This window comes from Opitutaceae bacterium (assembly GCA_015075305.1).
In the GTDB taxonomy this organism is placed as follows: Bacteria; Verrucomicrobiota; Verrucomicrobiia; order Opitutales; family Opitutaceae; genus UBA6669.
In genome coordinates this window covers 381393-404738 of record JABTUS010000004.1, presented here as the reverse complement: position 1 = coordinate 404738, position 23346 = coordinate 381393, and the positions used below count along the sequence as shown (strand labels likewise).

Sequence of the window (23346 nt, the reverse complement as noted above, 5' to 3'; positions counted from 1 at the left end):
AGAATGACCATTTGCCATATCGTTGCGAGCCTAGACCCACGGCATGGCGGTCCAAGCAAGGCGGTCCTCGCGCTGTCCCGGGCCCAGGCTGGACTGGGCAATCGCGTTGAGCTCCTTGCGTCGGGTCCCGGGGCCAGATTGGAGGAGGAGGGCTCGCTGACTGTGAGGATCCTGCGCGGAGGCCTCCCCAAGGCGCTGTGTCCAATGCCCGGGCTTCGCTCGACGCTTGAAAGGATCAGTCCTGACATCGTTCACGTGCACGGACTGTGGCTCAGGCCGCTTCATACCGCTCACCAGTTTGCGAACAAGGCGGGCGTTCCGCTGGTCATTTCGCCCCGCGGCATGATGTCGCCATGGGCATGGCGGCACCACCGCTGGAACAAGGCTTTCGCGGAGCGATTTGTTCACCCCGGTGCGTTTCAGGCGGCATCCGGCTGGCATGCAACCAGTGCCGAGGAAGCGCAAGACATCCGGGACCTTGGGTTCATCCAGCCCGTATGCATGGCGCCACTCGGTGTCGACGTGCCGGCGGACATCGACCTCGCCGGCGCGCGTTCCCAATGGAATGAAATCTGCCCCGCCACGCTGACACAGCGCACCGCCCTTTTCTATTCACGCTTTCATGGGAAGAAGCGCATCCTCGAACTGATCGACCTCTGGATAGAACTGGCACCCAGGGACTGGATGCTCCTCCTGGTCGGCATCCCGGAACAGTATTCCGTGAGACAGCTCCGCTCCTATATCTATCGCTCCGGAGGATCCGACCGGATTGAGGTGCATGACGGCGCGGGACGCCCCGCACCCTATCCCGCCGCATCCCTGTGCCTGCTGCCCTCCCACTCCGAAAACTTTGGATCTGTCGTGGCCGAGGCCCTGGCAGCCGGCATTCCCGCGCTGGTTACCGACAGCACGCCGTGGAAGGCGCTGGCATCCGAGGATGCCGGCTGGTGCGTCCCCTGGAAGGACTACGCCGGTGCCCTGCGCGAAGCGCTTGCCGAGAGCCCGGAGCAGTTGAAGGCGCGTGGACAACGAGCCCGGGCATGGGCGGCCCGCGCATTTTCATGGTCGGTTGGAGGCCGTCTGCTCGAGGCGTTCTATGCGGGCCTCCGGCACGCGCGCGAAACGGCGTCATGACATCCCGGGAGTTCCCGTCACCCCTCACTTCCACGCTCTTTCTGCGATCACGATGGGCGCTCGCCCACGCAGCGCTTGTCATAGTGGCCTCGGCCTGGATGTTCGGAGGGAAAATCTGGTGGTCGAAGCCGATCCTCTGCGTCCTGGTCTCTCCGGCCTTCGCGATCACAATCTGGGAATTCCTCGCGCGCGCACGGCGGAGGCAGCCCGGTCGATTCAGTCCGTTCCAGTGGCTCGTCCCCATGGCCATCCTTGCCGTCCTGATCATGGTCGCATCCCGAACACCCAACCTGTTTCCGCGCACCTTTGATGGCGAAACGCGCTGGTTCGTGCGCCCCATCCCGGCGCTCTGGCCAAGCAGCGCGGACGGCGCCAGATCCCTCCGCGAACTCTGGCTGCTCTCCGGATGCTTCCTCACCGGATTCAACCTGTTTCTCTGCGTCCGCTCCCGGCACGCCCTGCGCCTGCTGCTTCGCGTGCTGGCTGCAAACGCATTCGTCCTGGCAGTCTTCGGCACGCTTCAGAAACTGATGGCGCAGGACATCTTTTTCGGCCTGCAGCATGCCCCCACCGGCGCCTTCTTCGCGACCTTTGTTTACCACAATCATTGGGGCGCATTCTCAATTCTCATGGCTTCCGCATGCCTTGGGCTCGTGTTCCATCACGCATTCCACCGCGAGAGCCGGTACATCCTCGACTCGCCGGCGCTGATGTGGGGAATCGCACTGCTCTTCATCGCGGCAACCATACCCCTGAGCACATCCCGCTCATCCACGGTGCTCATCGCCGTCCTGCTCACAATCGCTCTCGTCCATGGCGTGTTCCAGCTCACACGTCACCGGCACCGTGACGAACGCAGGGCCTGGCCGGTTGTTTCACTCACCCTCATCCTTGCGGGCACCGGCGCACTGGCGGTCTACAAGCTGGGAGAGCCCGCAATCCTGGACCGGCTTCAGACGACACGTCAGCAGCTGGCCGACATCGGCGCCGACATTCCGGGGCCAAAACGCTCCGCTCTCTACCGCGACACCCTGCAGATGGCCATGGACAAGCCGTGGTTCGGCTGGGGGCTCGAGAGCTATGAGCGGATCTTTCCCGCGTACAACTCAACACCGGTCGGGCCAGCCGACGGCCTTCCGATCTACTACCAGGAGGCCCACTCCGACTGGCTGCAGTCGCTCGCCGAAATCGGCATCGTGGGCACCCTGCTGCTGGCGGCATCCGCGGTCTGGCCGCTCTGGGTGCTGAGACGTCACATCGCCGGTCATCCGGTTGCCATGTACCTTCTTTTGGGGAGCGCGCTGGTTTCACTCTATGCGGCCCTCGAGTTTCCCTTCGCGAATCCCGCCGTCGTGGCTTCATGGTGGGTTCTCTTTTTCGCAGGACTGCGGTATGCCGCCCTGTCGGAGGCCCGCTGATGTTCTCTGTCATCGTTCTCACGCTCAATGCGGAGAAGACCCTGCCCGCCTGCCTGGCGTCGATTCGCGGGTGCGATGACATGTTGGTGCTGGATTCGGGCTCCATGGACGCCACGGCCGCGATCGCCCGGCAGGCCGGGGCCCGCTTTCTCACGCACGCTTTTGAATCCTTCGCCCAGCAGCGCACCTTTGCCGACAAGCACGGCGGCTGCCGGCACCCGTGGGCGTTTCATCTGGATGCCGATGAGGAGTTCACGCCGGAACTCTTTCAGGAATGCCTGGCCTGGGGAGATCCGGGGCGATGCGACGGGGCGTGGGCGGCGCCGCGCATGATTTATCGCGAAAAGTGGCTGCGTCACAGCACCGACTATCCCACACTTCAGGCGCGCTTCGTTCACCGCGGGAGGTTTCGCTGGATTCAGTCGGGCCACGGTCAACGCGAGGCTCCCGACATGCGGATGACACGTCTTCACTCCGACTATCTGCATCACTTCATGGCCTGCGGCGAGGCAGCCTGGCTCGACAAGCACCGCATCTATGCGCGGCTTGAGGCGGAGCAGCACTTGTCAACCAGGCCGCCGATCCATTGGAGGGGATTTCTCTCGGGAGATTCCACCCTTCGTCGGCGCTCATTGAAATCCCTTAGCTACCATCTTCCCTGCAGGCCGGCGCTTCGTTTTCTCCACCAGTTTGTGATTCGCGGCGGCCTGCTCGACGGAGCGCCCGGGCTGCACTACTGCCGGCTCCTGGCCAGATATGAGGCGTTCGCGCGCGACGCTCTCCGGGAACTGTCCGCGAGCGGGCTCAAGTCCCCTTCAATCGGGTCGCTGAAACAATCGAACCGATGAACTCCTCCCGCCGGCACGCCATTCTGCTGTTCCTGCTCGACGCGGTCTCGCTCGTGCTGGCGTTCAACGCGCTCGCCTGGCTGCGCGGCATCCAGCCGGTGGGCCACTGGCTGCTGCTTCCCCTCGCGGGGCCGCTGGCTTTTCTGGCCATCGCCCTATACCTGGTCGACGGATACGAGGAGCGCACGGACATGCTCAGCCTCGATTACACGAGCCAGCACACGATCGCCGTCGCCGCGTCGACAGTTGCAACCCTTCTTGTCACGTTTGCCGTCATTGCCGCGAGCTATCCGCTGCAGGGCAGCCGTCTCGTCATCCTCTCGGGATTCGCCGTGATGCTTCCGCTCTCGCTGGGCTATCGTCGTTTCTTCCACCTGCGCTGGCTGCGGCGCCACCGGCTGCGCCACCTGCTCTACATTGGCACGCAGGCCAGTTGTGAGGCGTTCCGCAACGAGTGCTCCCACCACGCATTCGATCGCAGGATCATCTTTGCGGTGCCGGACGGTTCCGGGGGGGCGCAGTTGCTTCCCGACAGCCTTCACGTGCGACCCATCGGCGAGTGCCTGGAGGCCATTCGCAGGGGTGGCATCACCGTCGAAGCGATCGTCGTTCCCGACGCGTCCTTCGATCTGCCCGCCGTCGTTTCGGACACGCTGGTCGAACTCTACTTCAGCGGCGTTCCCACCTACACCCTCGAGCTCTTTCACCAGATCTACTGGCGAAAAATTCCTCTCATCCAGCTCGATCAAACCTGGCTTTTCCGGGAAGGCTTCCAGATGGCGCGCGAACCGGTCTTTGTCCGCCTGAAGCGTCTGTGCGACATCATCATCGCGCTTGCGGGACTCGTTGTTTTCGCTCCGGTCATCCTGCTCTGCGCGCTGCTTGTGCGCTTGAGCGACGGAAGCCCGGCCTTTTTCCATCAGCAGCGCGTGGGTTTGAACCGAAAGCGCTTTTCGCTGGTCAAGCTGCGCACCATGCGGAACCCGCACATCGGCACCCTCCCCCTGAGTGACGAGGAGCGCATCACTCCGCTCGGGCGGCTGCTCCGCGCAACCCGGCTCGATGAACTTCCCCAGCTCTGGAACGTGCTTCGGGGTGAAATGAGCCTCATCGGGCCGCGTGCGGAGTGGGAGAATCTTGTCGATGACTATGAGCGCCGGATTCCGTGCTATCACTTCCGCCACCTGGTCAAACCGGGCATCACCGGCTGGGCCCAGGTCAATCATCCGTACGGTGCGACACTCGAGAACACCATGCGCAAGCTCGAATACGATCTCTACTACATCCGCCATTTTTCCTTCGTCCTCGACGCATCCATCCTGCTGAAGACGGTTCACATCATGCTGTTCGGCAAAGGGCGTTGAAGCACCCGCCTGCGCACAGGCATTGCGCTTCCCGGGAGCCAGCGTAACATTCTGCCATGCGCAATCATTTCGACTTTCTTGTCATCGGCGGAGGCTCCGCCGGCTTCAACGCGGCTCGTGCGGCCGCTGACATGGGCAGGCGCGTGGCCATAGCCGACTCTGGAGCCGAACTCGGGGGACTCTGCATCCTGCGCGGATGCATGCCGTCGAAAACGCTCCTCTACTCGACCGACATTCTCCATCTCGCGAGGAATTCCAAAGTGCTCGGCTTGAAGGTTCCGTCGGCCACGGTCGACATGAAGGCGCTTCACGCACGCAAGCGACGCATCATCGGCGAATTTGCCGACTACCGCGTCAAGGCGTTGAAGTCGGGCCGTTACACGCTCTTCCGGAAAGCCGCCCGTTTCCTGGATGCGAATACGGTCGAACTCGCTGGAGGGAGGAGGATCACCGCCGATCGTTTCATGATCGCCACAGGCTCGAGGATCCTCGTGCCCGATGTTCCGGGTCTGAAGGAAGCGACCACATGGACAAGTGACGACGTGCTCGATCTGGATTTTGTTCCTGGGAGCGTGATTGTTCTCGGCGGCGGGATCGTGGCGTGCGAACTCGCCCAGTTTCTTCGCCGGATCGGTTCGCGCGTGGTCCAGATTCAACGCAGTCCCCATGTGCTGAGAGCCCATTCATCCGAAGCGAGCGAGGTGGTGCAGCAGGCCTTTCGCGATGAGGGCATTGAGCTCTTCACCGGCACCAGGCTCCTGCGCGTCAGCGAAAGCGACGGCCGTGTGAGTGTCACCTTCACGCATGAAGGAAGGTCCGTCACGCGGCGCGCGCAGCATCTCTTCAATGCACTGGGGCGCGGACCGCTCACGGATGGCCTCAACCTCGCTGCCGCCGGAGTGACACTCGGCGATGGGGGGAGAATCCAGGTGAATCGATGGCAGCAGACAAGCCGGCCGCACATCTATGCCGGCGGCGACGTCACGGGACCGCACGACATCGTTCATCTGGCCGTGGCACAGGGCGAACTCGCCGCGCGCCACGCATTCGGCGCGAAGGGCCTCAAACCCATCGACCCGCGTCTCCTGCTCAATGTTGTTTTCACCGATCCCGCGATCGCCACGCTGGGGCATTCTGACGCCGCGCTGATCGAGCAGGGACGGCCATTTGTCAGCGCAAGCTACCCGTTCGACGATCACGGCAAGTCGATCCTCATGGAGGCTAAGCGCGGATATGTCAAAATCACCGCCGAGCCGCGGACGGGCCGCATCCTTGGCGTTGAGGTGGTTGGACGTGATGCGGGTGAATTGATCCACTGTTTCACCGGTCCGGTCGCAATGAATGCAAGCGTCTTCGATCTGCTCAAGGCACCCTGGTATCATCCCACTTTGGCGGAAATCTTCACCTACCCGCTCGAAGAGATTGCCGACAAAATCCTGCAAAAGCGATGACGCTTGTCTCATGGCACCCCGGCCGGGTCGCATGTCCGGGGTGTGCCGCGCCCGGGAGAAAATGCCGCAGGCGGGGACGCAGTTGATTTTGCCGGAGCAACCCGCCTAGCTAACCCTTCCGCATGGGAGCATTGGTTGAGTTCAGCAATGTGGTCAAACGATACGGCGAAGGTCCATTGGTCCTCGACCGGATTTCGCTCCGCGCCGGGCAGGGTGAATTCGTCTCGATCATCGGCCCCAGTGGGTGCGGAAAAACGACCCTTCTCCGACTCATCGCCGGACTGAGCCCTGTTTCCAGCGGCACGCTGTCAATCGAGTGCGATGCCAGAACGAATGCCTCCAGCAGGATCGCCTACGTGTTCCAGGATCCAACCCTGCTCCCGTGGCTCACCGTCAGGAAGAATGTTGAGATGCCGCTCCGCCTTCAGGGCATGCCGGTCGATCAACGGCGGGCGACGGTCGAGAGATCGATCGCCATGGTCGGATTGTCCGCGCGCGCCGACTTTTACCCACGGCAATTGTCAGGCGGGCAGCGCATGCGCGTGTCCATTGCGCGCGCTCTTTCGCTCTTTCCGAGGATTCTGCTGCTCGACGAGCCGTTCGGTGCGCTCGATGAAATGACACGCGAACACCTCAACGAGGAACTGCTCGCGATCCGTCAGCAGGAGGCATGGACCGCATTCTTTGTCACGCACTCCGTCTCGGAGGCGGTTTTCCTGTCCAACCGTGTTCTTGTCATGGGTCCGGGCCCGGGTCGCATCGTTCGCGAAGTCGCCGTTGACCTCCCGTATCCGCGCACCGAGACAACGCGCGAGTCCGCGGCCTACCAAAGATTGGTCGGCGAGGTATCTGGCGTTCTTCGGACGTCGCATCTGAGGTTTCCTTGATTCAAGGCGCCAATGAAACGAAGGAACCTGACGTTCATGCTGCCCGTCGCTGCCGGCGCCCTTTTCCTCGCTGCCTGGTACGGCGTGCGCGCCATGCTGACCGGGGATCAGGAGTTTCTGCTCCCGTCGCCTGATCAGATCCTTTCAGCTTTCGTCGAGCATCGCGGCGCCCTTCTGAATGCCGCGATGAACACCCTGCAGGGCGCCGTCATTGGATTCATCGGTGCCATTCTGGTCAGTCTGGCCCTCTCCATCGTGCTCTCCTTGTCACCTCTGGTGCGGGCCAGCCTCTATCCCTACCTGATGCTGCTTCAGATGACACCGGTGATCGTGCTCGCGCCCATCATCCTGCAATGGGCGAAGCCGGGCCTTCCCAGCGTGTCGGTCATTACATTCCTGATCTGTTTCTTCCCGCTGGTCGTCAACACCACTCAGGGCCTGATATCCGTCGACCGCAATCTCGTCGATCTCTTCCATTTGTACGGCGCCGGCAGGCGCCAGGAAATGCTCCTCCTTCGTCTTCCCGCAGCATTGCCGTACTTTTTCACCGGACTGCGCATCGCGGCCACACTCGGTCCGATTGGCGCAATCATGGGGGATTTCACGGCCGGCAGTTCCGCGGGCGACGGTGGCGGGCTCGGCTTCCTGGCGATCGTATTCAGTTCGCAGCTCAAGATGTCCGCCCTCTTCGCCACGGCGCTGACCGGCTGCCTGCTCGGCTTCATCTTTGTCGCCACAGCCGTCCTGCTCGCCTGGCTGGCCATGCACCGCTGGCACGACTCCTACAGCCGGCGTGATTCGTAGTCGAATGACCTTCAACAGAACACTCATCCTCACATCCGTTTTCGTCCTCGCGCTTCTCGCGGGATGCCGCAGGCCGGAGCGCCCGCATGGTTCCACGCACTCGCCGGAATCACCGGTGAAAATCCGCTTTCAGACGGATTGGTACCCCCAGGCGGAGCACGGCGGCTTCTATCAGGCGCTGGCCAAGGGCTACTATCGGGACGCGGGGCTCGATGTGGACATCATCAGCGGCGGGCCTGGTGTGACGGTTGCGCAGAGAATGATCGCCGGCACCGCGGACGTGGGCATGAGTCGCAGCGACGATGTCGCCCTTTTCATCGAGGATGGAAAGCCCTTCGTGATGATCGGTGTCACCTTTCAACACGATCCCCAGGCGATCCTCATGCATGAGAAAAATCCCGCCTCCAAATTCGAGGATCTCAATGGGAAAACCATCATGGCGGTTCCCGGTTCGGCATGGATCGCCTTCCTCAAGGCGCGCTACCGGATCGATTTTTCCATCATCCCCTCGAACTTCGGCATTGCGCGATTCATGGCCGACCCGGATTTCATCCAGCAGTGCTTCATCACGAATGAGCCGTACTATGCGAGCAGGCATGGCGCCGCATCCCGGACTCTGCTGATCTCGGATTCGGGCTTCGATCCCTACCGGGTGTACATGACCACGCGGCGCTTCGCCCGGGAAAATGCGGCTGCGCTCAGGGTCTTCGTTGCGGCTTCCAATCGCGGCTGGACTGACTTCATCAGCGGCGACCCCACTCCGGCGTTCGATCTCATCACATCACGCAACACGCAAATGCCGCGCGACTTTCTTGTCTTTGGCCGGGATTCGCTCCGGGAACATCACCTTGTCGCCGGCCATTCCGAGCGCGGCGAGGCGGTCGGTCAGCTCAGCCGCAGGCGCATGCGGGAGCAAATCGACCTGCTCGTCGACCTGAAGATTCTTCCAAAGCCAGTGCCCATTGAAGGACTGGCGGACGCGTCGATCCTGGGAGATTCGCTGGTGGACTGACCGGATGCATTCGCGATGGCTGCGTGCGGCCAGCGCCGACCGGAAGCACAGTCACGGGACAGGCGTGACCGCCCAGGCCAGACCGTCCGCACCGGCGCCGACGGGTATCAACTTTTCAACGACACGCCGCGCCACATCGACGACCGCTATCTGGGCGCTGGAGTCGCACGACACGAACGCCCGCGCATCCCCGGGTTCAAGCAGGACGCTCTGAGGCGCCTTGGGAACGTCGACCGTCGCAACGACACGCCGGTTCGCCCAGTCGATGAAGCCAAGCTGTTTCAGCGACGGGAGGGCAACCAGAAGCCACCGGCCATCGCGGGTGAACGCCGTGCCGTACCCCAGGCCTGGCAGCGGGATCGATGCGCTGACGGCGCTGGTCTTTGCGTCAATGACAACGAGCCTGAGCTTGGTCTGGTCCGCCGTCACGACCCACCGGTCATCCGGTGAAACAGTCACCCGCTGAACACGGGCTGCTGCCTGAATCGTCGTGACAAGCGAGCGCTTCTCAAGATCGAGGACCGAAATCGTTCCGGACCCCACGTTCGCCGTGTAGCCACGCCTCCCGTCATGCGAGATCGCCAGCATGTGCGATTCGGGATGGCCCGTGGGGATGGATCCGATGATTTCAAGCGACTTCGGATCGATGAGGGTGACGGAGTTTTCAATCTCGGTGGTCACATAGAGCAGCCCCGTCTTCGGATGAATCTGCGCGCAATGCGGACGAACACCGCGCCCAAAGTCGATCGTCGCCGCGATCTCGTTTCGAGTCAGGTCCATCACGCGGATCAACTGACCGTCCGTCCCCGGCTTGCCCACGCCGGAATTGCCAAAGATCGGAACATAAGCGAATCGCCCGTCCGGTGAAGCTATCACTTCATGCCCGGTCACGGCGTCCTCCGCAATTGCGGCGATCTGTCCGCCCTTCGCAACATCAACCACCGAAAGACTCCGAGTGCCCTTGTTTGCGACAAGCAGTGTTCCGCTTGTGGAAGTCGCCCTGGCGGCGCCCTGCCCGGCCGCTGTCGCAACCATGCACAAGACAAGCAGCAGACGACGCCAATGGCCAGGTGGGGATCGCAACATGCGTGCAGCGTCAGTTCGGCAGCCTGCCATTGTCAATCTCCACCCCGCTCACGCCGCCGCCCTGCCAGTTTCGCAGCATCAGTCTCGGACCACCCGCCGAACCTACCTTGTTTTGGAACGGCGCGCGCTCCGGATGGCCAGCGCCGCACGGTCGATCTTTGCGTGATCCTTGATTCCGGGGGAGACCTCCACCCCGCTGTTCATGTCGACCACCCGTGCGCCAGACGCCTCGAGCGCGGCGGCCACATTCCCCGGACCGATGCCTCCGGCGAGGATCCACGTCTTCTGACCGTGGCGCATCTGATGCCGTCGAAACTTCGCCCAGTCTCCCGCCCTTCCAGATCCTCCAAACTGGCTCTCGTCATAGGAATCGAGGAGAAACGTGTCGGCAAGCGGCAGCCAGGCGTCCGCAACATCAATCGCCGGAGGGAGTTTGGGAGCCAGCCACAACCTTTCCGGTCCGACCCGCCCGCTCCAGGCTTCAAGGCGATCAAGGGGATGATCGGCGCGAAAGTGGATTTGAACGCGATCGAATCCCTCCGCCATGGCCGAGGCCAGATCCGCATCCGCCGGCTCAACCATCACCGCCACTGTTCGCCGGCCGTCCGGCAACCGCCCCCTCATTGCGGCAAACTGGGGCAGCGACACGCAGCGCGGTGACTTGGGATAGAGAATGAATCCGAGATAGTCCGCGCCCGCATGATCGGCATGGCAGGCGTCCACGAGCGAGGTGAGACCGCAAATCTTGAGTTGTATGCCCTCGATCATGTTTCGTGACAGCGTACACGGCGGCCATGCGCGCGCAACCGAGCGCACGCAGATCGGCTAAATGACTTTCAGGTCATGACGCGCCGCCGCTTCGAGCCGGTCCAGCCCCTTTGTTACCACGGAGTCATCCGACGCCTCGACCAGAAGGCGGAGCTTGGGTTCGGTGCCCGAATAGCGCACCAGCACCCGGCCGCTTTCTCCAAGCTCGGACTCCAGTTGTGCCGCTGCGGAGGAAAGCGTGGGACATGTTTCCAAGGGCCGCTTTTCCGCAACAACAAGATTGCGCGTGCCCTGCGGAAACTTCTTGAGAACCCTGCGAAGCTCCGAGAGCGGCCGCCCCGTGTCACGCATCACCGCGAGCACACGCATGGCGGCGACAAGGCCGTCGCCTGATGGGGAGACATCGGCGCACACGACATGGCCGCTGGACTCACCCCCAAGCAGCGCACCGTCCGCCAGCATGCGCTCCACGACATAGCGATCGCCCACGCTTGTCCGGGCCACTTTGCCGCCAGCTGCACGGATCGCGGCATCAACGCCCATGTTGCTCTGCACGGTGATCACCATTTCGCAGTTCGGCAGGGCTCCCTTCGACAGCGCGTGCGTCGCCAGAATCGTGAGCAGTTCGTCGCCGTCGAGCACATCGCCCGTTTCGTCGCAGACCACGCAACGGTCCCCATCGCCGTCATGCGCGATGCCAAGCCAGGCGCCACACGACTTCACAGCCTGGACAAGCGCGCCCGGATGCTCGCTGCCAACGCCGGCGTTGATGTTCGAGCCATCGGGAGCATTGCCGATCCCAACGACTTCCGCTCCCAGAGCGCGCAGTACTACGGGACTCGTCGAAACCGTGGAGCCGTTCGCAGTATCAAGCACGATCCTCCATCCTGCGAGCGAACCAGCCGGCAGCATCGCTGTCACCGCGGTGATGTAGTCCGCGACTCCATCGCTCGACGGCAGAAGTCCGTTGTCCGAAACCGCCCGGCCCTCCGGCGGGAGGTGCTCCTCAATCAACGCCTCATCGGCATCGGACAGCTTGATTCCCCTGCGACCGAAAAACTTGATGCCATTGTCGCCGGCGGGATTGTGCGACGCCGTGATCATCACACCCAGAACCCCGTCATGATCGCGCACGCGTCTCGCCACCCCCGGGGTCGGCAGCACTCCCAATGAGATCACGTCGAGTCCGGATGCCCGCAGGCCGCGCGCCACGGCCTCCACGAGCGAGGCACCGGAGGCCCGGGTGTCGCGACCGACATACGCGGTTCCCACGCCACCCGCCCAACGGCCAGCCGCAATGCCGAGCCTCGTGGCGAACGCCTCATTGATGACCGGCCCCCCATAGGGTCCACGCACTCCGTCCGTGCCAAAATAGATGCGCTTCATGAAGACTGATAAAATTCACGGGTCGCGGAGATCTTCCGCCTCACATCTCCACCCAGCAGCAGGTCACGCGCAATGGCCGTGCCGTCACGAATCGACGGCACCCGGCCGACAATCCACAGCGCGGTGGCGGCGTTGAGCACGATGGTGTCCACCAGCGCCGCAGGTCCCCTCCCGGCGAGGATTGAATCGATGATGCCAAGATTCTCGGTTACATCCCCGCCGCGAAGTCCGTCGAACTCCGATCGTGCGAACCCCAGTTCATCCGGCTGCCACCAACCGTCGATGGAACGAAGCCGCCCCACGCCGCGAACGCGGTTGGAACTTGCGGTGGTGAGCTCGTCTATCCCCCTCCCCTCACCGAGGACACCGTGGACGGCGAGCCCCGCCTCCGTGCCAAGGATCTCCAGCACATCGGCAAGGGTGGACACCCAGGCCTCCGAGAACACCCCAAGCAGAATGTGCGCCGGCCGCCCCGGATTCAGCAGGGGGCCGAGTATGTTGAAGACGCTTCTCAGTCCCCGCGCGGCCAGCGTCTGGCGCACCGGTGCGATGTGTTTGAACGCGGGATGATAGCCGGGCGCAAAAAAGAAGACATACCCAAGCTCATCGAGCGCGCGGCGCAGGGTCTCGGGCGACGCATCCAGCCTGACTCCCAGGCCGGAAAGCAAGTCGGCGCTTCCGCATTTCGAGGTGATGCCGCGATTGCCGTGCTTCATGACGACCACTCCGGCCGAAGCCAGGACCAGCACAACCATGCTGGAGATATTGAAGCCGCCCGCGTGATCGCCGCCCGTTCCCACAATATCGATCGCCCCGCCAGCCCACGCCGCCACGCCCGGATCGATGGCACGAGCGCGAAAATTGCGCGCAAACGCCGCCACCTCCGCAGCCGTTTCACCTTTCCGGGAAAGCGCCGCGAGAAACTCCACCTTGTCCGCTTCCGGAACGACATCCTCCGTCAATGACGCCGCAGCCAGATCCACCTCCGCCGGCAACAGTTCATTTCCGGCAACAAGTTTGCGAGTGAGGACTTCGAGCGCCATGTGCAGCGAGAGAGTCGACGAGGAACCCGCTCGGCAAATAAATTTGCTACCTCCGCCCAAAGCTGAAAACCAAGCCAGGTGCGCATTCTCCCAGCCGCCCTCGTTTCCTGTGTCCTAGGTGTGTCAATCTGGGCGCAGGGCCCCGAGCCGGTGATCCCCGTCATTCCCACGGATTCCATGGAGCGAGCCGCCTCCCCCTTGGCCGCGCCCAAGGACACGCATCTCCGCGCCCGCGATGCCGTGATTTTGGGCCTGGTGGAAGGCATGACCGAATTTCTCCCCATCTCATCGACGGGACATCTCATCATCGCCAACCACTGCCTTGGACTTGAGGGGCAGGAGCCTCTGAGGGACGCCAGCGGCGGGATTCGATGGTACAAGCGTCCTTCGTCGAAAAACCCATCGGGGGAGCCTCTGACCCAGAAGCTCGCCGCCGACACTTTCATCGTTGTGATTCAGGTCGGAGCGATCGCTGCGGTGGTTCTGCTCTATTGGGAAAAAATCCTCGGCATGCTGTTCGGCATGCTCGGGCGGAATGGCCCGGGCATCCGCCTGCTTCGCAATGTGATCCTCGCGTTCGCGCCCGTGGCCGCCGCGGGTTTCTATCTCGGAAGTTGGATCGACCGGCACCTTTTTTCCATCGGCGCCGTTGTGGCGGCGTTGATCAGCGGTGCGGTCCTGATGTTTTTCGCCGAACGCTGGCGCCGCTCGTCCGCACACGCCACAGACAGCCGAAAGGAGCCTCACGATCTCACCAGCCTTGAGGCCCTCGGCATCGGCCTGATGCAATGCCTGGCGCTCTGGCCGGGCACGAGCCGTTCAATGGTCACAATGGTGGGTGGATACTTCTGCGGACTCACCCCGGCGCGGGCCGCCGAATTCAGTTTCCTGGTGGGCCTTCCTACGCTTGCAGGTGCAGCCGTCTACAAGGGTTTTCAGGCCGGTCCCGCCATGGTCGAGGTCTTTGGCTGGCCACCGCTCGTCCTGGGCACCGCTGTTGCAACAGCATCCTCCGCGCTCGCCGTGCGTTTTCTCGTGCGCTACCTGGCCCGCCATGGCCTCGCCCTTTTTGCTGTCTATCGCCTGATCCTGGCCGCTGTGCTCGCGGGATGGTTCCTGACTTGACCGGCCCACGCCCCGTCGCGTCGCTGATCGTTGCGCAGCTCCAAGCCTCCAGCGGACTCTCCAGCCATCACAGCGGCGTGCCAAGCGTCCGCTTCAAACGCGCCTTCCATGCCGCGCCCTGTATCACTTCAAGCAAGGCGATATCGATGCGCTTCCGCAAGGGACTCTGCTGTGGCAGCGCGATCGCATAACCGCGATGTTCGAACGTTCCTGGGAGCAATTGCAGCGAGGGATGGCTGAGCAGCAGATACTGCAGGATGGGCGCATCATAGACGCCGGCCTGGGCGGTTCCCTCCGAAATCGCGGCAAGCATGCGCTCGACACTGCTCGCGTCAACCGTGCGCACGTGGTTTTCGTTGAGGTACTCGTTCGCCGCCGACTCCCCGACCGTCGCCACAACGATGCGCGGCAGATCGGCCGGACCGTGCACTGCGCTGGAAAGCCGGTTCAGGGTCAGCGACGACGTGATCTGCGCCGTGAATGTCGAGATGATGATCACGCTCGTAAACATCCAGACGAGCGCGATCAAGCGGCCGCCAAGCGTTCGCGGGGCCTTGTCGCCGTAACCCACGGTCGTCATCGTCACGGCGGCCCACCAGAAGGCGGAGCCCAGCCCCTGCGCGGCCGTTCCCCCAAAGTCTCCCGAGTTTCGGCGACGCTCAAAAATCCAGACGCCAAATCCGGCCCCGAGCAGCACCAGCGTCAGAGCACCGACAACCTTCAGGAAACTCAGCGAGAGGAATGCGCGCGCCGTCCCGAGCCAGCCGCTCTCACGCTTGGCAGGCACGACAATGCCCAGACCGGCATTGAAATACGGCTGGGTGAAATCGACTTTCTCCGCGCGCTCCGCCGTCACTGTGATCGCCGCCACGGAGGCGTCGACCCTGCCGGCCTCCACTTCACCCACCAGCGCCTCGGGGTCCTCCAGCTCCCGCCATTCGTAGTCGAGGCCGAGTTTCGCCGCCACCTCCTGCCACAGCTCAATGCTGAGGCCGCTCCACCTGCCGTCGCCAGACTTCATTGCAAACGGAGGCGCCTCATGCGTCCCAATGACCAGCTTTCTCCCAGCTTCCGGGGAAGCGGCGTTCAGCGATGGCGCCAGGATTGCCAGCAGCAGAAGTGAAATCAAGCGCAAGACGGGATTCATCAGTGGCGATCCTTCCATGCCACCACGAACAGGCTCAATGATTTCAAGTGAAGATTGGTGCGGCTGCCGCGACGTCGCGCGGCCACCCGGATTCACATGAGGATCCCGCGGGCAATTCAGGAATCTCCAGGGTTCACGGGCTTCCGTGGAGAACGGGCGCGACAGGTTGGTCATACGGCAGGATGATCCGACACTCGTCCTACCCAAGATGTTTCAACACCCAGCCCGGTGCGGTGATTCCAGCCGGGTGCGTCAGGATTTTCCTCAACGCGGCCGCCTGTTCCTGGGTATCTGCTCGGCGCTGCGGATCCTCACACGCGGACATCAATTCCCTCGCAAGCACATCGCTTCTCGCGGCGCCCTGAATGTATTCGGGATACATGGGCTCCCCAAGGAGGAGATTGGCGATCCCAAGGTACTTCACCTGAAGCAGCATTTTCCCCATCACGTAGGTGAGTGGGTTCGCGCGATAGGCGATCGCCCCCGGAATCCCAGCAAGTGCGCACTGCAGGGACATCGTTCCGCTGGATGTCAGCACGGCAGACGCCGCCACCGGACTCCCCGCCTCCACCAGCGAGATCTCCTGCGGCAGCGGCGTGCTTCGCACAATGTCAGCGATCAGCTCGCTTGGGTGCACAACAACCGCAGGCCGCTTCCGATAAGCGCGGTACCCGGCAAGCAGCACGGGGAAGATCCGCGAGACCGCCTGCCGGCGACTCCCGGGAAGCAGCAGTATCGGGCCATTCTTCCCATAGCTGACCGAAGCCCGGTGGTCCGGTTCGAGGAAGGGATGACCCACAAACGCGACCGGAAGCGAGGTGTCCGCATAGCATTTCACCTCAAATGGAAATATCACCGCGAGCGCATCCAGGTCCCGGGCCATCGTGAACCGTCGTTTCGCCTTCCAAGCCCAAATCTGCGGAGAGATGTAGAAAAGCGTCCTGACCCGCCCGCCGCCCTTCACGCTGATGCCGCGTTCGCGCAAGGCCGCCGCGAGCCTGAGATTGAAGCCGGGATAGTCGACAAAAAGGACCGCCCGGGGTTGGTGCTCCGTTATCCACGCCAGCGTCGCATCGAACAGGCGCCTGAAGAAGGAATAGTTTTTCAGCACCTCCACGAGCCCGACGACCGAAGACGCCGTGAGATCGTGAAGCAACTGGGCCCCCGCATCGGCCATCTCCGGCCCGCCCAGTGCGGCGATCCTCAGCCCGGGAGACGAAACCCCAAGGGAGCGAATCAATCGCGCCGCATGTTCGTCTCCGGAGTGCTCGCCGGCAATCATCAGCAGATCGGCGCCGCCTCCGAACGGCGGAGGCAGAAACACCTCTCCGGGAACCGCGCGGCGCGCGGGCGGAAAACCCAGTTCGTGAAGATGCGAACGGACAGTCGTCACGCCATCCTCCTTCGATCCTAGCGCCTTCCTCCGGCGGCTCGAATCTGGCCGGTGATCGCGATCGCCAGTTCAAGCGCCGACTTTCCCAGGACAGCGTCCACCTTCGGCCTCCGCGCACGGGCCACACTGTCGACAAAATGCGCAAGCTCCCGGGCCAGCGGCTCCCCTTTCTCGATCGGCACCGACTCAAGCGGAACGGCCGAGAGGTCCCCCGGCTTCACCTCACCCGACATGATGCGAGCCGCGTAGTCCAGCATGCCGGAGCGCTTCACCAGATGGCCGGATTGATTCATGAAATCGAACGAAAGATAGGCGCTCGACTGAAAGATGCGGATCTCGCGCACCTTCTTCAGGCTCATGCGGCTGGCGTTCAGATTGGCCACGCATCCATTGGCAAACTGGATGCGCGCATTTGCAATGTCCTCCGATTTCGACAGCACGCTCAGGCCGACGCTGTCGATCTTCTCGACCGGCGACCTCACCAGTTCAAGCACGATGCCGATGTCGTGTATCATCAAGTCCAATACAACGCCGACCTCAGTCCCCCTCGGCGTGAACGGAGCCAGCCGCTCCGTGGTGATGAAGCGTGCGTCGCTGACCTCCTTTTCAAGAAAGGCCATCACGGGATTGAAGTGCTCGATGTGCCCGACCTGCACCAGGACACCGGCCGCCTTTGCAGCCGCAAGAACCTCCTCCGCCTCCGGCAGCGTCGCTGTCAGCGGCTTTTCAATCAGGAGATGGCAGCCCGCCGCCAGAAGCGGGATCGCCACCGCGGCATGGCGGTCGGTTGGAACCGCCACGGAAACCGCGTCACAGGCATCGCCCAGCGCCGAAAGACTGGCAAACCGCTCGCCGCCAAACCTGCCCTGGATTTCCGCGGCGCGGACATCATTGGTTTCGAAGAATCCAACATAACGCGCACCCGGGAGCGTGCCGTAAATGCGGGCATGGTGCTGCCCGAGTGAACCGACACCTGCGACGCCGCAGCGAATGAGTGAATCAGTCATGATGAAGCTGTCCGCCGCGAAGCAGGAGGGTCCGACCCGTCTTGCTGGCGTGCGCGGCATTGTGGGTGACGAGGACAAGCGCGGTGGCTGTCGAGGCGCAGAGTCCAAGAAGGGCGTCGATCACGGCCACACCCGTCCTTTCATCGAGATTCCCGGTCGGCTCGTCCGCAAGAAGCAAAGGGGGCTCATTGATCAGCGCACGCGCAACCGCGACACGCTGGCGCTCGCCGCCGGACAACTGCGACGGCAGGTGATGGGATCTTTCGGAGAGTCCGACCCGTTCGAGAAGGTCCGAGGCGCGCCGGCGGGCGGATGCGTTCAACACACCCCCAATGCGGCAGGGCATGAGTACATTGTCCCACGCTGTCATTTCGGGTATGAGGTGGAACGCCTGGAAAACCATTCCGAGATAGGCGTTGCGCCGAACCGTCGCCGAACGCGGCGTGATCAGATCGGCGCCCCAGAACAACCGCCCCGCGTCGCTCGCATCAAGCCCCGCGAGAATGTTCAGAAGGGTCGATTTTCCCGCGCCCGACTCACCCCGGATCGCCACGCTTTCGCCCGCCCTGAGCGATAGGTCCGCACCGTTCAGCACATCTATGCGGCGATCGCCGCTGGGGAACGACTTGCGGATCCCCTCGGCGCGCAGGACTTCAACGGGGCCGTGCTCACTCATTGCGAAAGGCCTCAACCGGCCTCAGTCTCGCGGCACGCCAGGCGGGAATCAGCCCGGCGAGAAACGAGATGAAAATCGTGAGCACGATGATCGTCACCACATCCGACACCGCGGTATGCGACGGAAGGTTGGAAAACTGGTAAAAACGCCGCAATGCCTCGTCCCGCTGGGTGAGACGGGCCAGCGTCATCACGACGTCGTTTCGAAGGGCCAGTGCAAGAAAGCCCAGGCCGATGCCCAATACGGTTCCGATGACGCCAATCAGGAGCCCCTGCGAGCAGAAGCAGGCTGCTATGGAAACTGGCCGCGCTCCGAGCGCTCCGAGAAGACCGATCTCCCGGGTCTTTCTGACAACGGAAATGAGGAGCGAGCTGGTGACGGAAAACGCAGCCACGATGACGATGAACAGCAGCAGAAAGAAGATCATGCTCTTCTCAAGATTGAGCACCCACAGGAACGCCTCAAAGCTGTCCATCCATGAGAACGCCCGTATGCCCTGCGGCAGTCCGGCCGCATTGATGCGGGCTGCAAGTTCATCCTCCCCAACCCCGCTTTTCGCCCGCACATTGATGCCATGCACCGACGAGGAGAGTCCGTAAAGGTCCTGCGCCAGCCTCAGCGTGCAGTAGACGGTGCTGCTGTCCAACTGCTGGTGGCCGATCTCCAGAATGCCGACCACCTTGACCTCACGCGGCAGGAATACCTCATCGCTTCGCAGCCGCTCCACCATGAGCGGCGAATATATTTCAAGGCTTTCCCCCACAACGATGTCCATCGAACGCGCGAGTTCGGAGCTCAGTATCACCGAATCGTCATCAAGGTCGTCGAGTGATCCCACGCGCACATAGTGCGCCAGATTCACGACCCGCTCAACAGAGGCCAGATCCAGTCCGCGCAGCATGGGATACGCGGGCCTTCCTTCGTGCAGCACCATGACCGCTCCCGACGCATAGGGAGTCGCCGCAGCGACACCCGGAATCCGTTCGATTTTCCCTACAAGTTCCCTCCAGTTCTGGATCGGCTGCGAACTCTTGATCTGAACTTCCCCCTCGGTTTCGACGATCATCCGCCGGATCTCGAAGCCGAATCCACCCATGACACTCATGACCACCAGCAGCAGGGTCACTCCAAGCGCCACACCGAGAATCGAGATAGCCGTGAAGAACGGGAACCGGCGTCCCGCAGGGAAGAGCTGCCGAAGAGCCAGATAAAGGTACCAGGGCATCGGTGGGTGAAATGCGCCCGCTTTCAGCGGCGGCCGGTCGGGCCATCGGTGGCGCGGCAGTCGATGCCCGTTGGATTCATGCTTCAGGATGTCGCCGCTCCGGGCTGGGAGCGAAGCTGCGGAAAAAACATGACGTCGCGAATGCTCTCCGCTCCCGACAGAAGAATGCAGAGCCGGTCGATGCCGATTCCCATGCCGCCGGCGGGTGGCATGCCATGTTCAAGCGCAAGGAGGAAGTCATGATCGATGTTCTGCCGCTCCTCCCCGGCCTGCGCCTCGAACATGCGGCGCTGCTCAACGGGGTCGTTCTGCTCGCTGTAGGCCGGCGCGATTTCCATGCCCCCAATGATGAGCTCAAACACGTCAAGAACCCCCGGATCCTGCTGGTTCAGCTTCGCCAGCGGACAAAGTTCCTTCGGCAGGTGCGTCACGAACGTTGGCTGTATCAGCGTGGGCTCGATCTTCTTTGAGAAAATCTCGTTCGTGATCTCAAACTCCTCCCATTTTGGATCGACCTTGAGCCCAAGCGCCTCCGCCCCCTCGACCTTCCGCTCCTTCGAGCGTGCGAACCACTCTGCGTCACCTGTCGCCTCACGAATGAGCTGCTTGTAGGAAATCTCCCGCCACTCGCCCGAGAAGTCGATCTCCTGTCCGCTTGCCGCGTGCCTGATCCTGGAAGTCCCAAGCACCTCCGTGCAGATCGACTGAAGCAGCGCCCTCACCAGCTCCATCATCCCGCGAAAATCGCTGTAGGCCTGGTAGACCTCGAGCATGGTGAACTCCGGATTGTGACGCCGCGAAATCCCTTCATTGCGGAAATTCCGACCGATCTCGAAGACTCGATCAATGCCGCCGACCAGCAGCCGCTTCAGGTAAAGCTCGAGTGAGATTCGCAGGAAAAAGTCCATGCCCAGCGCATTGTGGTGCGTGGTGAAGGGCCGCGCCGCCGCGCCGCCCGCGACGTTCTGGAGGACGGGCGTCTCCACCTCAATGAAATGACGCGACTCCAAGAATCGCCGGATGTGCGACACGATGCGGGATCGCAGGAGCAGCCGCTCGCGGGACTCCCTGTTCACGATCAGGTCAAGGTATCGCTGGCGATAAACCTGCTCCGGGTCGCTCAATCCGTGCCACTTTTCCGGCAGCGGCCGCAGGGCTTTGGCAAGCAGCACATATCGATCGACCCGCACCGTGATCTCCCCGGTCTTCGTCTTGAAGAGCGTGCCTTCCGCACCGATGATGTCCCCGAGGTCCAGCTTCTTGAAGGCGGCGTACGCGGCTTCCCCCACGACGTCCTTCCTGACGTAGATCTGGATTGGTCCCGCCTCGGAGCCGCTTTGCTGATCGAACAATTTCACGAACTGGCTCTTTCCCATGTCGCGCATGACCACGATGCGGCCGGCCACCGAGACTGAGACCGCGTTGTCCTGGCCGTCCACGTGCAGCTTTCGGGCATCCTCGGAGAAATGGCTCACTGCGAACCGGGCGCGAAAGGGATCGTTGCCCGCGGCACGCAGCTCATCGAGCTTCGCCAGCCGGACGGCGTGCTGGTCGTGGGTGTTGTCGATCAAAGGGTCTGTCATGGAATCCGTCACGATGGGTTCGCGACGCGGGACGGGCAATTGCATTCTCAAGGCCCCGCATGCGGCTTCTCGTTTGCGGAGCCAATCCTTGTCATCTGTGCGCGTCCCCAAACGCGCATCCGGCTTGGCCCGATACTTTTTGATGTCTTTTTCCGGGATTTTGCTGCCAACTGACACCTCGACCAACCATGGACCGCATCGCTTCCACGTTTGCCCGTACACACAGTGAGAATCGTGCCGCACTTGTAGCCTACCTCTGCGCGGGCGACCCCGACCTGGAAACCTCGCTCGCCGTCTGCCGAACCGTGCTGGCGAACGGTGTCGACATTCTCGAACTCGGCGTGCCGTTTTCCGATCCTCTCGCGGACGGGCAGACCAACCAGCTTGCCGCACAGCGGGCCCTCGCGTCGGGCATGACCTCCGAGCACGTCTTTGAGCTGGTGCGCCGCCTGCGCGCCGAGTTTCCCCGCGTTCCGATAGCCTTCTACACGTATTACAACCTCATCTTTTCAAACGGCAGCGAAGCCTATCTCGCCTCCGCGAAGCAGGCGGGAGTGGACGCCATTCTCACGCTCGACCTGCCTCCTGAGGAAGCCGGAGAACTGTCCGATCTCGCGAGGAAACACGGCATCAGGACGGTTTTCATAGTTGCTCCGACGACACCCGCATCCCGCATCCCGATCATCACGCAGGCGGCCACTGGATTCATTTACTACGTTTCCCGTGAAGGTGTCACCGGAGTGCGCGAGGCTGTCGCCGACAACATCGCGACTGCAGTCAGCCAGATCAAGGCGTGCACATCGCTTCCGGTCGTCGTCGGTTTCGGCATATCCCGCAGGGAGCATGTCAGGACGGTGGGCCAGACTGCGGATGGCGTCGTCGTGGGCTCCGTCCTCGTCAATTGCATCCGCGACAATCTTGGCAACACCGGCCGGATTCTTGAAACGATCGGTGGAGTGACACGCGATCTAGCCGCCGGCCTGGGCCGCGCCTGATCAACGGTTCCAGTCCGAAGGCACCATCACTCGCAGGCTCGCCGGGCGAACCGCAATGTCGAGGCGGCGTCCCATGTGGTGCACCTCGCCGTCGGTGTGGATGACACCGTCCTCCATCCTTTCGATCACAAAAGCCGCCGCGCGACTTCGGACGACCAGCGGGCTCCGATCGAGCGTCCTGGTGAAGAGCCGCATGCCCAGCCCCGGCGCCCGCAGCCAGCCCACTTCGCGAATCAGCGTGAGGTCAAGCAGGCCGTCATCCAGACGCGCGCCCGGCGCAATGATGCAGTCATTTCCATACTGATCGGAGTTGGCGACCGCCACCAGGAATGCGTTTTCGCTGAAACCCTCCCCCTCCGCCCGCACCGTGCAGCCCACCGCCTTTCGCGAAAGAAAGAGTCGAACCGCCGTCGACAGGTAGGAGACGAATCCACGTTTTGTCAGCGCGTTGAAACGCTGGCTCACCTCCGCATCGAAACCAATCCCCATTGCATTGATGAAAGGGACCCCATTGACCACGCCCGTATCAATCGCAAGGATCCGGCCCGACTGCAGCACGTCAAACGCATGGCTGTCGCCGTGACGAATTCCCAGATGCCGCCCCAGCCCGTTGCCCGAGCCGCGCGGCACGAGCCCCATCGCGACGGGTGTGCCGATGAGAACGGACGCCACTTCATTCATCGTTCCATCACCCCCCACGGCGACCACCCGGTCGAAGCCTTCCCCTACGGCGCTCCGGGCGAGTTCGCGTGCGTGCGCCGGACGCTCGGTCATCATGACGCGCCCCTCATTTCCCTGAACGGAAAGGAATGCCTCCGCCCGCTTCATGACATCCGTTCGATTCCGGTGCCTTCCGGCGCGGGGATTGATGATGAAACAGGTCTTCACGTCCGATCGATGCGTGATATCTCCAATCATTGCAGGCGGCGCGCGCGAGTTCAAACGGACGGCGCAATCGCCACAATTTCATCGCCGATGCCCGCGCGGATCGCTT

21 protein-coding genes are annotated in these 23346 nt (G+C 62.6%); 10 read left to right on the top strand and 11 right to left on the bottom strand.

Translation table 11 applies throughout. From position 1 onward, the window contains the following. Window positions 1-3 precede the first annotated feature (3 nt). From HS122_10435 to HS122_10400, 8 genes are all read left to right on the top strand, one after another. Window positions 4-1134, top strand: coding sequence for a glycosyltransferase (locus HS122_10435; protein MBE7538819.1), 1131 nt, complete (start codon window positions 4-6; stop codon window positions 1132-1134). Next, entirely contained in the window at window positions 1131-2552 is a 1422-nt protein-coding gene (locus tag HS122_10430; protein ID MBE7538818.1) for an O-antigen ligase family protein, read from the top strand. The genes HS122_10435 and HS122_10430 overlap by 4 nt, the downstream gene beginning before the upstream one ends. Then, window positions 2552-3400 (top strand): glycosyltransferase family 2 protein, encoded by an 849-nt coding sequence (locus HS122_10425; protein MBE7538817.1) that lies wholly within the window; start codon window positions 2552-2554, stop codon window positions 3398-3400. Before HS122_10430 ends, HS122_10425 begins: the two co-directional genes overlap by 1 nt. Continuing rightward, the gene (locus HS122_10420) at window positions 3397-4764 is read left to right on the top strand and encodes an exopolysaccharide biosynthesis polyprenyl glycosylphosphotransferase (protein MBE7538816.1); all 1368 of its coding nucleotides are present in this window, start codon (window positions 3397-3399) and stop codon (window positions 4762-4764) included. Before HS122_10425 ends, HS122_10420 begins: the two co-directional genes overlap by 4 nt. 56 nt (window positions 4765-4820) lie before the next feature. Continuing rightward, window positions 4821-6215 carry an NAD(P)/FAD-dependent oxidoreductase gene (locus tag HS122_10415; protein MBE7538815.1) on the top strand — a complete coding sequence of 465 codons (1395 nt, stop codon included), beginning with the start codon at window positions 4821-4823 and terminating at the stop codon, window positions 6213-6215. Between the two features lie 122 nt (window positions 6216-6337). Further along, entirely contained in the window at window positions 6338-7102 is a 765-nt protein-coding gene (locus HS122_10410; GenBank protein MBE7538814.1) for an ABC transporter ATP-binding protein, read from the top strand. A gap of 12 nt (window positions 7103-7114) precedes the next feature. Further along, entirely contained in the window at window positions 7115-7906 is a 792-nt protein-coding gene (locus tag HS122_10405) for an ABC transporter permease subunit (GenBank protein MBE7538813.1), read from the top strand. A 4-nt stretch (window positions 7907-7910) separates the two neighbouring features. After that, window positions 7911-8918 carry an ABC transporter substrate-binding protein gene (locus HS122_10400; GenBank protein ID MBE7538812.1) on the top strand — a complete coding sequence of 336 codons (1008 nt, stop codon included), beginning with the start codon at window positions 7911-7913 and terminating at the stop codon, window positions 8916-8918. A gap of 51 nt (window positions 8919-8969) precedes the next feature. Here the strand turns inward: HS122_10400 and HS122_10395 are convergent, their stop codons facing one another. The 4 genes from HS122_10395 to trpD all read right to left on the bottom strand — a co-directional run bounded on the left by HS122_10395 (window position 8970) and on the right by trpD (window position 13201). Next, complete coding sequence (locus HS122_10395; GenBank protein MBE7538811.1) at window positions 8970-10004, bottom strand: beta-propeller fold lactonase family protein; 1035 nt, start codon at window positions 10002-10004, stop codon at window positions 8970-8972. A gap of 102 nt (window positions 10005-10106) precedes the next feature. Continuing rightward, window positions 10107-10772, bottom strand: a complete 666-nt coding sequence (locus HS122_10390; GenBank protein ID MBE7538810.1) for a phosphoribosylanthranilate isomerase — start codon at window positions 10770-10772, stop codon at window positions 10107-10109. A gap of 57 nt (window positions 10773-10829) precedes the next feature. Continuing rightward, window positions 10830-12158: a phosphoglucosamine mutase gene (locus tag HS122_10385; GenBank protein ID MBE7538809.1), complete on the bottom strand. Its 1329-nt coding sequence runs from the start codon at window positions 12156-12158 to the stop codon at window positions 10830-10832. Continuing rightward, a complete protein-coding gene (gene trpD, locus HS122_10380) occupies window positions 12155-13201 on the bottom strand; it encodes an anthranilate phosphoribosyltransferase (protein MBE7538808.1) in 1047 nt (348 codons plus the stop codon). The genes HS122_10385 and trpD overlap by 4 nt, the downstream gene beginning before the upstream one ends. Window positions 13202-13378: 177 nt before the next feature. On the opposite strand from trpD, the gene HS122_10375 reads away from it, so the two are divergent. Then, window positions 13379-14326, top strand: a complete 948-nt coding sequence (locus tag HS122_10375) for an undecaprenyl-diphosphate phosphatase (protein MBE7538807.1) — start codon at window positions 13379-13381, stop codon at window positions 14324-14326. A 67-nt stretch (window positions 14327-14393) separates the two neighbouring features. On the opposite strand, the gene HS122_10370 is transcribed toward HS122_10375, so the two are convergent. From HS122_10370 to lysS, 6 genes are all read right to left on the bottom strand, one after another. Continuing rightward, window positions 14394-15473, bottom strand: a complete 1080-nt coding sequence (locus HS122_10370; GenBank protein MBE7538806.1) for a transporter substrate-binding domain-containing protein — start codon at window positions 15471-15473, stop codon at window positions 14394-14396. Window positions 15474-15672: 199 nt separating this feature from the next. Continuing rightward, the gene (locus tag HS122_10365; protein MBE7538805.1) at window positions 15673-16755 is read right to left on the bottom strand and encodes a lipid-A-disaccharide synthase; all 1083 of its coding nucleotides are present in this window, start codon (window positions 16753-16755) and stop codon (window positions 15673-15675) included. Between the two features lie 128 nt (window positions 16756-16883). Beyond that, entirely contained in the window at window positions 16884-17873 is a 990-nt protein-coding gene (locus HS122_10360) for a Gfo/Idh/MocA family oxidoreductase (GenBank protein MBE7538804.1), read from the bottom strand. Then, a complete protein-coding gene (locus tag HS122_10355; protein ID MBE7538803.1) occupies window positions 17866-18549 on the bottom strand; it encodes an ABC transporter ATP-binding protein in 684 nt (227 codons plus the stop codon). The genes HS122_10360 and HS122_10355 overlap by 8 nt, the downstream gene beginning before the upstream one ends. Continuing rightward, the gene (locus tag HS122_10350; GenBank protein ID MBE7538802.1) at window positions 18542-19774 is read right to left on the bottom strand and encodes an ABC transporter permease; all 1233 of its coding nucleotides are present in this window, start codon (window positions 19772-19774) and stop codon (window positions 18542-18544) included. Before HS122_10350 ends, HS122_10355 begins: the two co-directional genes overlap by 8 nt. An 83-nt stretch (window positions 19775-19857) precedes the next feature. After that, window positions 19858-21357, bottom strand: coding sequence for a lysine--tRNA ligase (lysS, locus tag HS122_10345; GenBank protein ID MBE7538801.1), 1500 nt, complete (start codon window positions 21355-21357; stop codon window positions 19858-19860). A 188-nt stretch (window positions 21358-21545) separates the two neighbouring features. On the opposite strand from lysS, the gene HS122_10340 reads away from it, so the two are divergent. Then, entirely contained in the window at window positions 21546-22352 is an 807-nt protein-coding gene (locus HS122_10340; protein ID MBE7538800.1) for a tryptophan synthase subunit alpha, read from the top strand. Here HS122_10340 and HS122_10335 read toward each other — a convergent pair whose 3' ends face one another. After that, complete coding sequence (locus HS122_10335) at window positions 22353-23240, bottom strand: diacylglycerol kinase family lipid kinase (protein ID MBE7538799.1); 888 nt, start codon at window positions 23238-23240, stop codon at window positions 22353-22355. Window positions 23241-23346 lie beyond the last annotated feature (106 nt).

Excerpts from the sequence above, each read along its gene's own strand:
- HS122_10425 (MBE7538817.1), top strand. The coding sequence starts at position 2,552 with ATGTTCTCTGTCATCGTTCTCACGCTCAATGCGGAGAAGACCCTGCCC.
- HS122_10400 (MBE7538812.1), top strand. The coding sequence starts at position 7,911 with ATGACCTTCAACAGAACACTCATCCTCACATCCGTTTTCGTCCTCGCG.
- lysS (MBE7538801.1), bottom strand. The coding sequence starts at position 21,357 with ATGACAGACCCTTTGATCGACAACACCCACGACCAGCACGCCGTCCGG.
- HS122_10340 (MBE7538800.1), top strand. The coding sequence starts at position 21,546 with ATGGACCGCATCGCTTCCACGTTTGCCCGTACACACAGTGAGAATCGT.
- HS122_10360 (MBE7538804.1), bottom strand. The coding sequence starts at position 17,873 with ATGACTGATTCACTCATTCGCTGCGGCGTCGCAGGTGTCGGTTCACTC.
- HS122_10385 (MBE7538809.1), bottom strand. The coding sequence starts at position 12,158 with ATGAAGCGCATCTATTTTGGCACGGACGGAGTGCGTGGACCCTATGGG.
- HS122_10435 (MBE7538819.1), top strand. The coding sequence starts at position 4 with ATGACCATTTGCCATATCGTTGCGAGCCTAGACCCACGGCATGGCGGT.
- HS122_10405 (MBE7538813.1), top strand. The coding sequence starts at position 7,115 with ATGAAACGAAGGAACCTGACGTTCATGCTGCCCGTCGCTGCCGGCGCC.
- HS122_10375 (MBE7538807.1), top strand. The coding sequence starts at position 13,379 with ATGGAGCGAGCCGCCTCCCCCTTGGCCGCGCCCAAGGACACGCATCTC.
- HS122_10365 (MBE7538805.1), bottom strand. The coding sequence starts at position 16,755 with ATGATTGCCGGCGAGCACTCCGGAGACGAACATGCGGCGCGATTGATT.
- HS122_10430 (MBE7538818.1), top strand. The coding sequence starts at position 1,131 with ATGACATCCCGGGAGTTCCCGTCACCCCTCACTTCCACGCTCTTTCTG.
- HS122_10370 (MBE7538806.1), bottom strand. The coding sequence starts at position 15,473 with ATGAATCCCGTCTTGCGCTTGATTTCACTTCTGCTGCTGGCAATCCTG.
- HS122_10415 (MBE7538815.1), top strand. The coding sequence starts at position 4,821 with ATGCGCAATCATTTCGACTTTCTTGTCATCGGCGGAGGCTCCGCCGGC.
- HS122_10350 (MBE7538802.1), bottom strand. The coding sequence starts at position 19,774 with ATGCCCTGGTACCTTTATCTGGCTCTTCGGCAGCTCTTCCCTGCGGGA.
- HS122_10395 (MBE7538811.1), bottom strand. The coding sequence starts at position 10,004 with ATGTTGCGATCCCCACCTGGCCATTGGCGTCGTCTGCTGCTTGTCTTG.
- HS122_10420 (MBE7538816.1), top strand. The coding sequence starts at position 3,397 with ATGAACTCCTCCCGCCGGCACGCCATTCTGCTGTTCCTGCTCGACGCG.
- HS122_10355 (MBE7538803.1), bottom strand. The coding sequence starts at position 18,549 with ATGAGTGAGCACGGCCCCGTTGAAGTCCTGCGCGCCGAGGGGATCCGC.
- HS122_10410 (MBE7538814.1), top strand. The coding sequence starts at position 6,338 with ATGGGAGCATTGGTTGAGTTCAGCAATGTGGTCAAACGATACGGCGAA.
- trpD (MBE7538808.1), bottom strand. The coding sequence starts at position 13,201 with ATGGCGCTCGAAGTCCTCACTCGCAAACTTGTTGCCGGAAATGAACTG.
- HS122_10390 (MBE7538810.1), bottom strand. The coding sequence starts at position 10,772 with ATGATCGAGGGCATACAACTCAAGATTTGCGGTCTCACCTCGCTCGTG.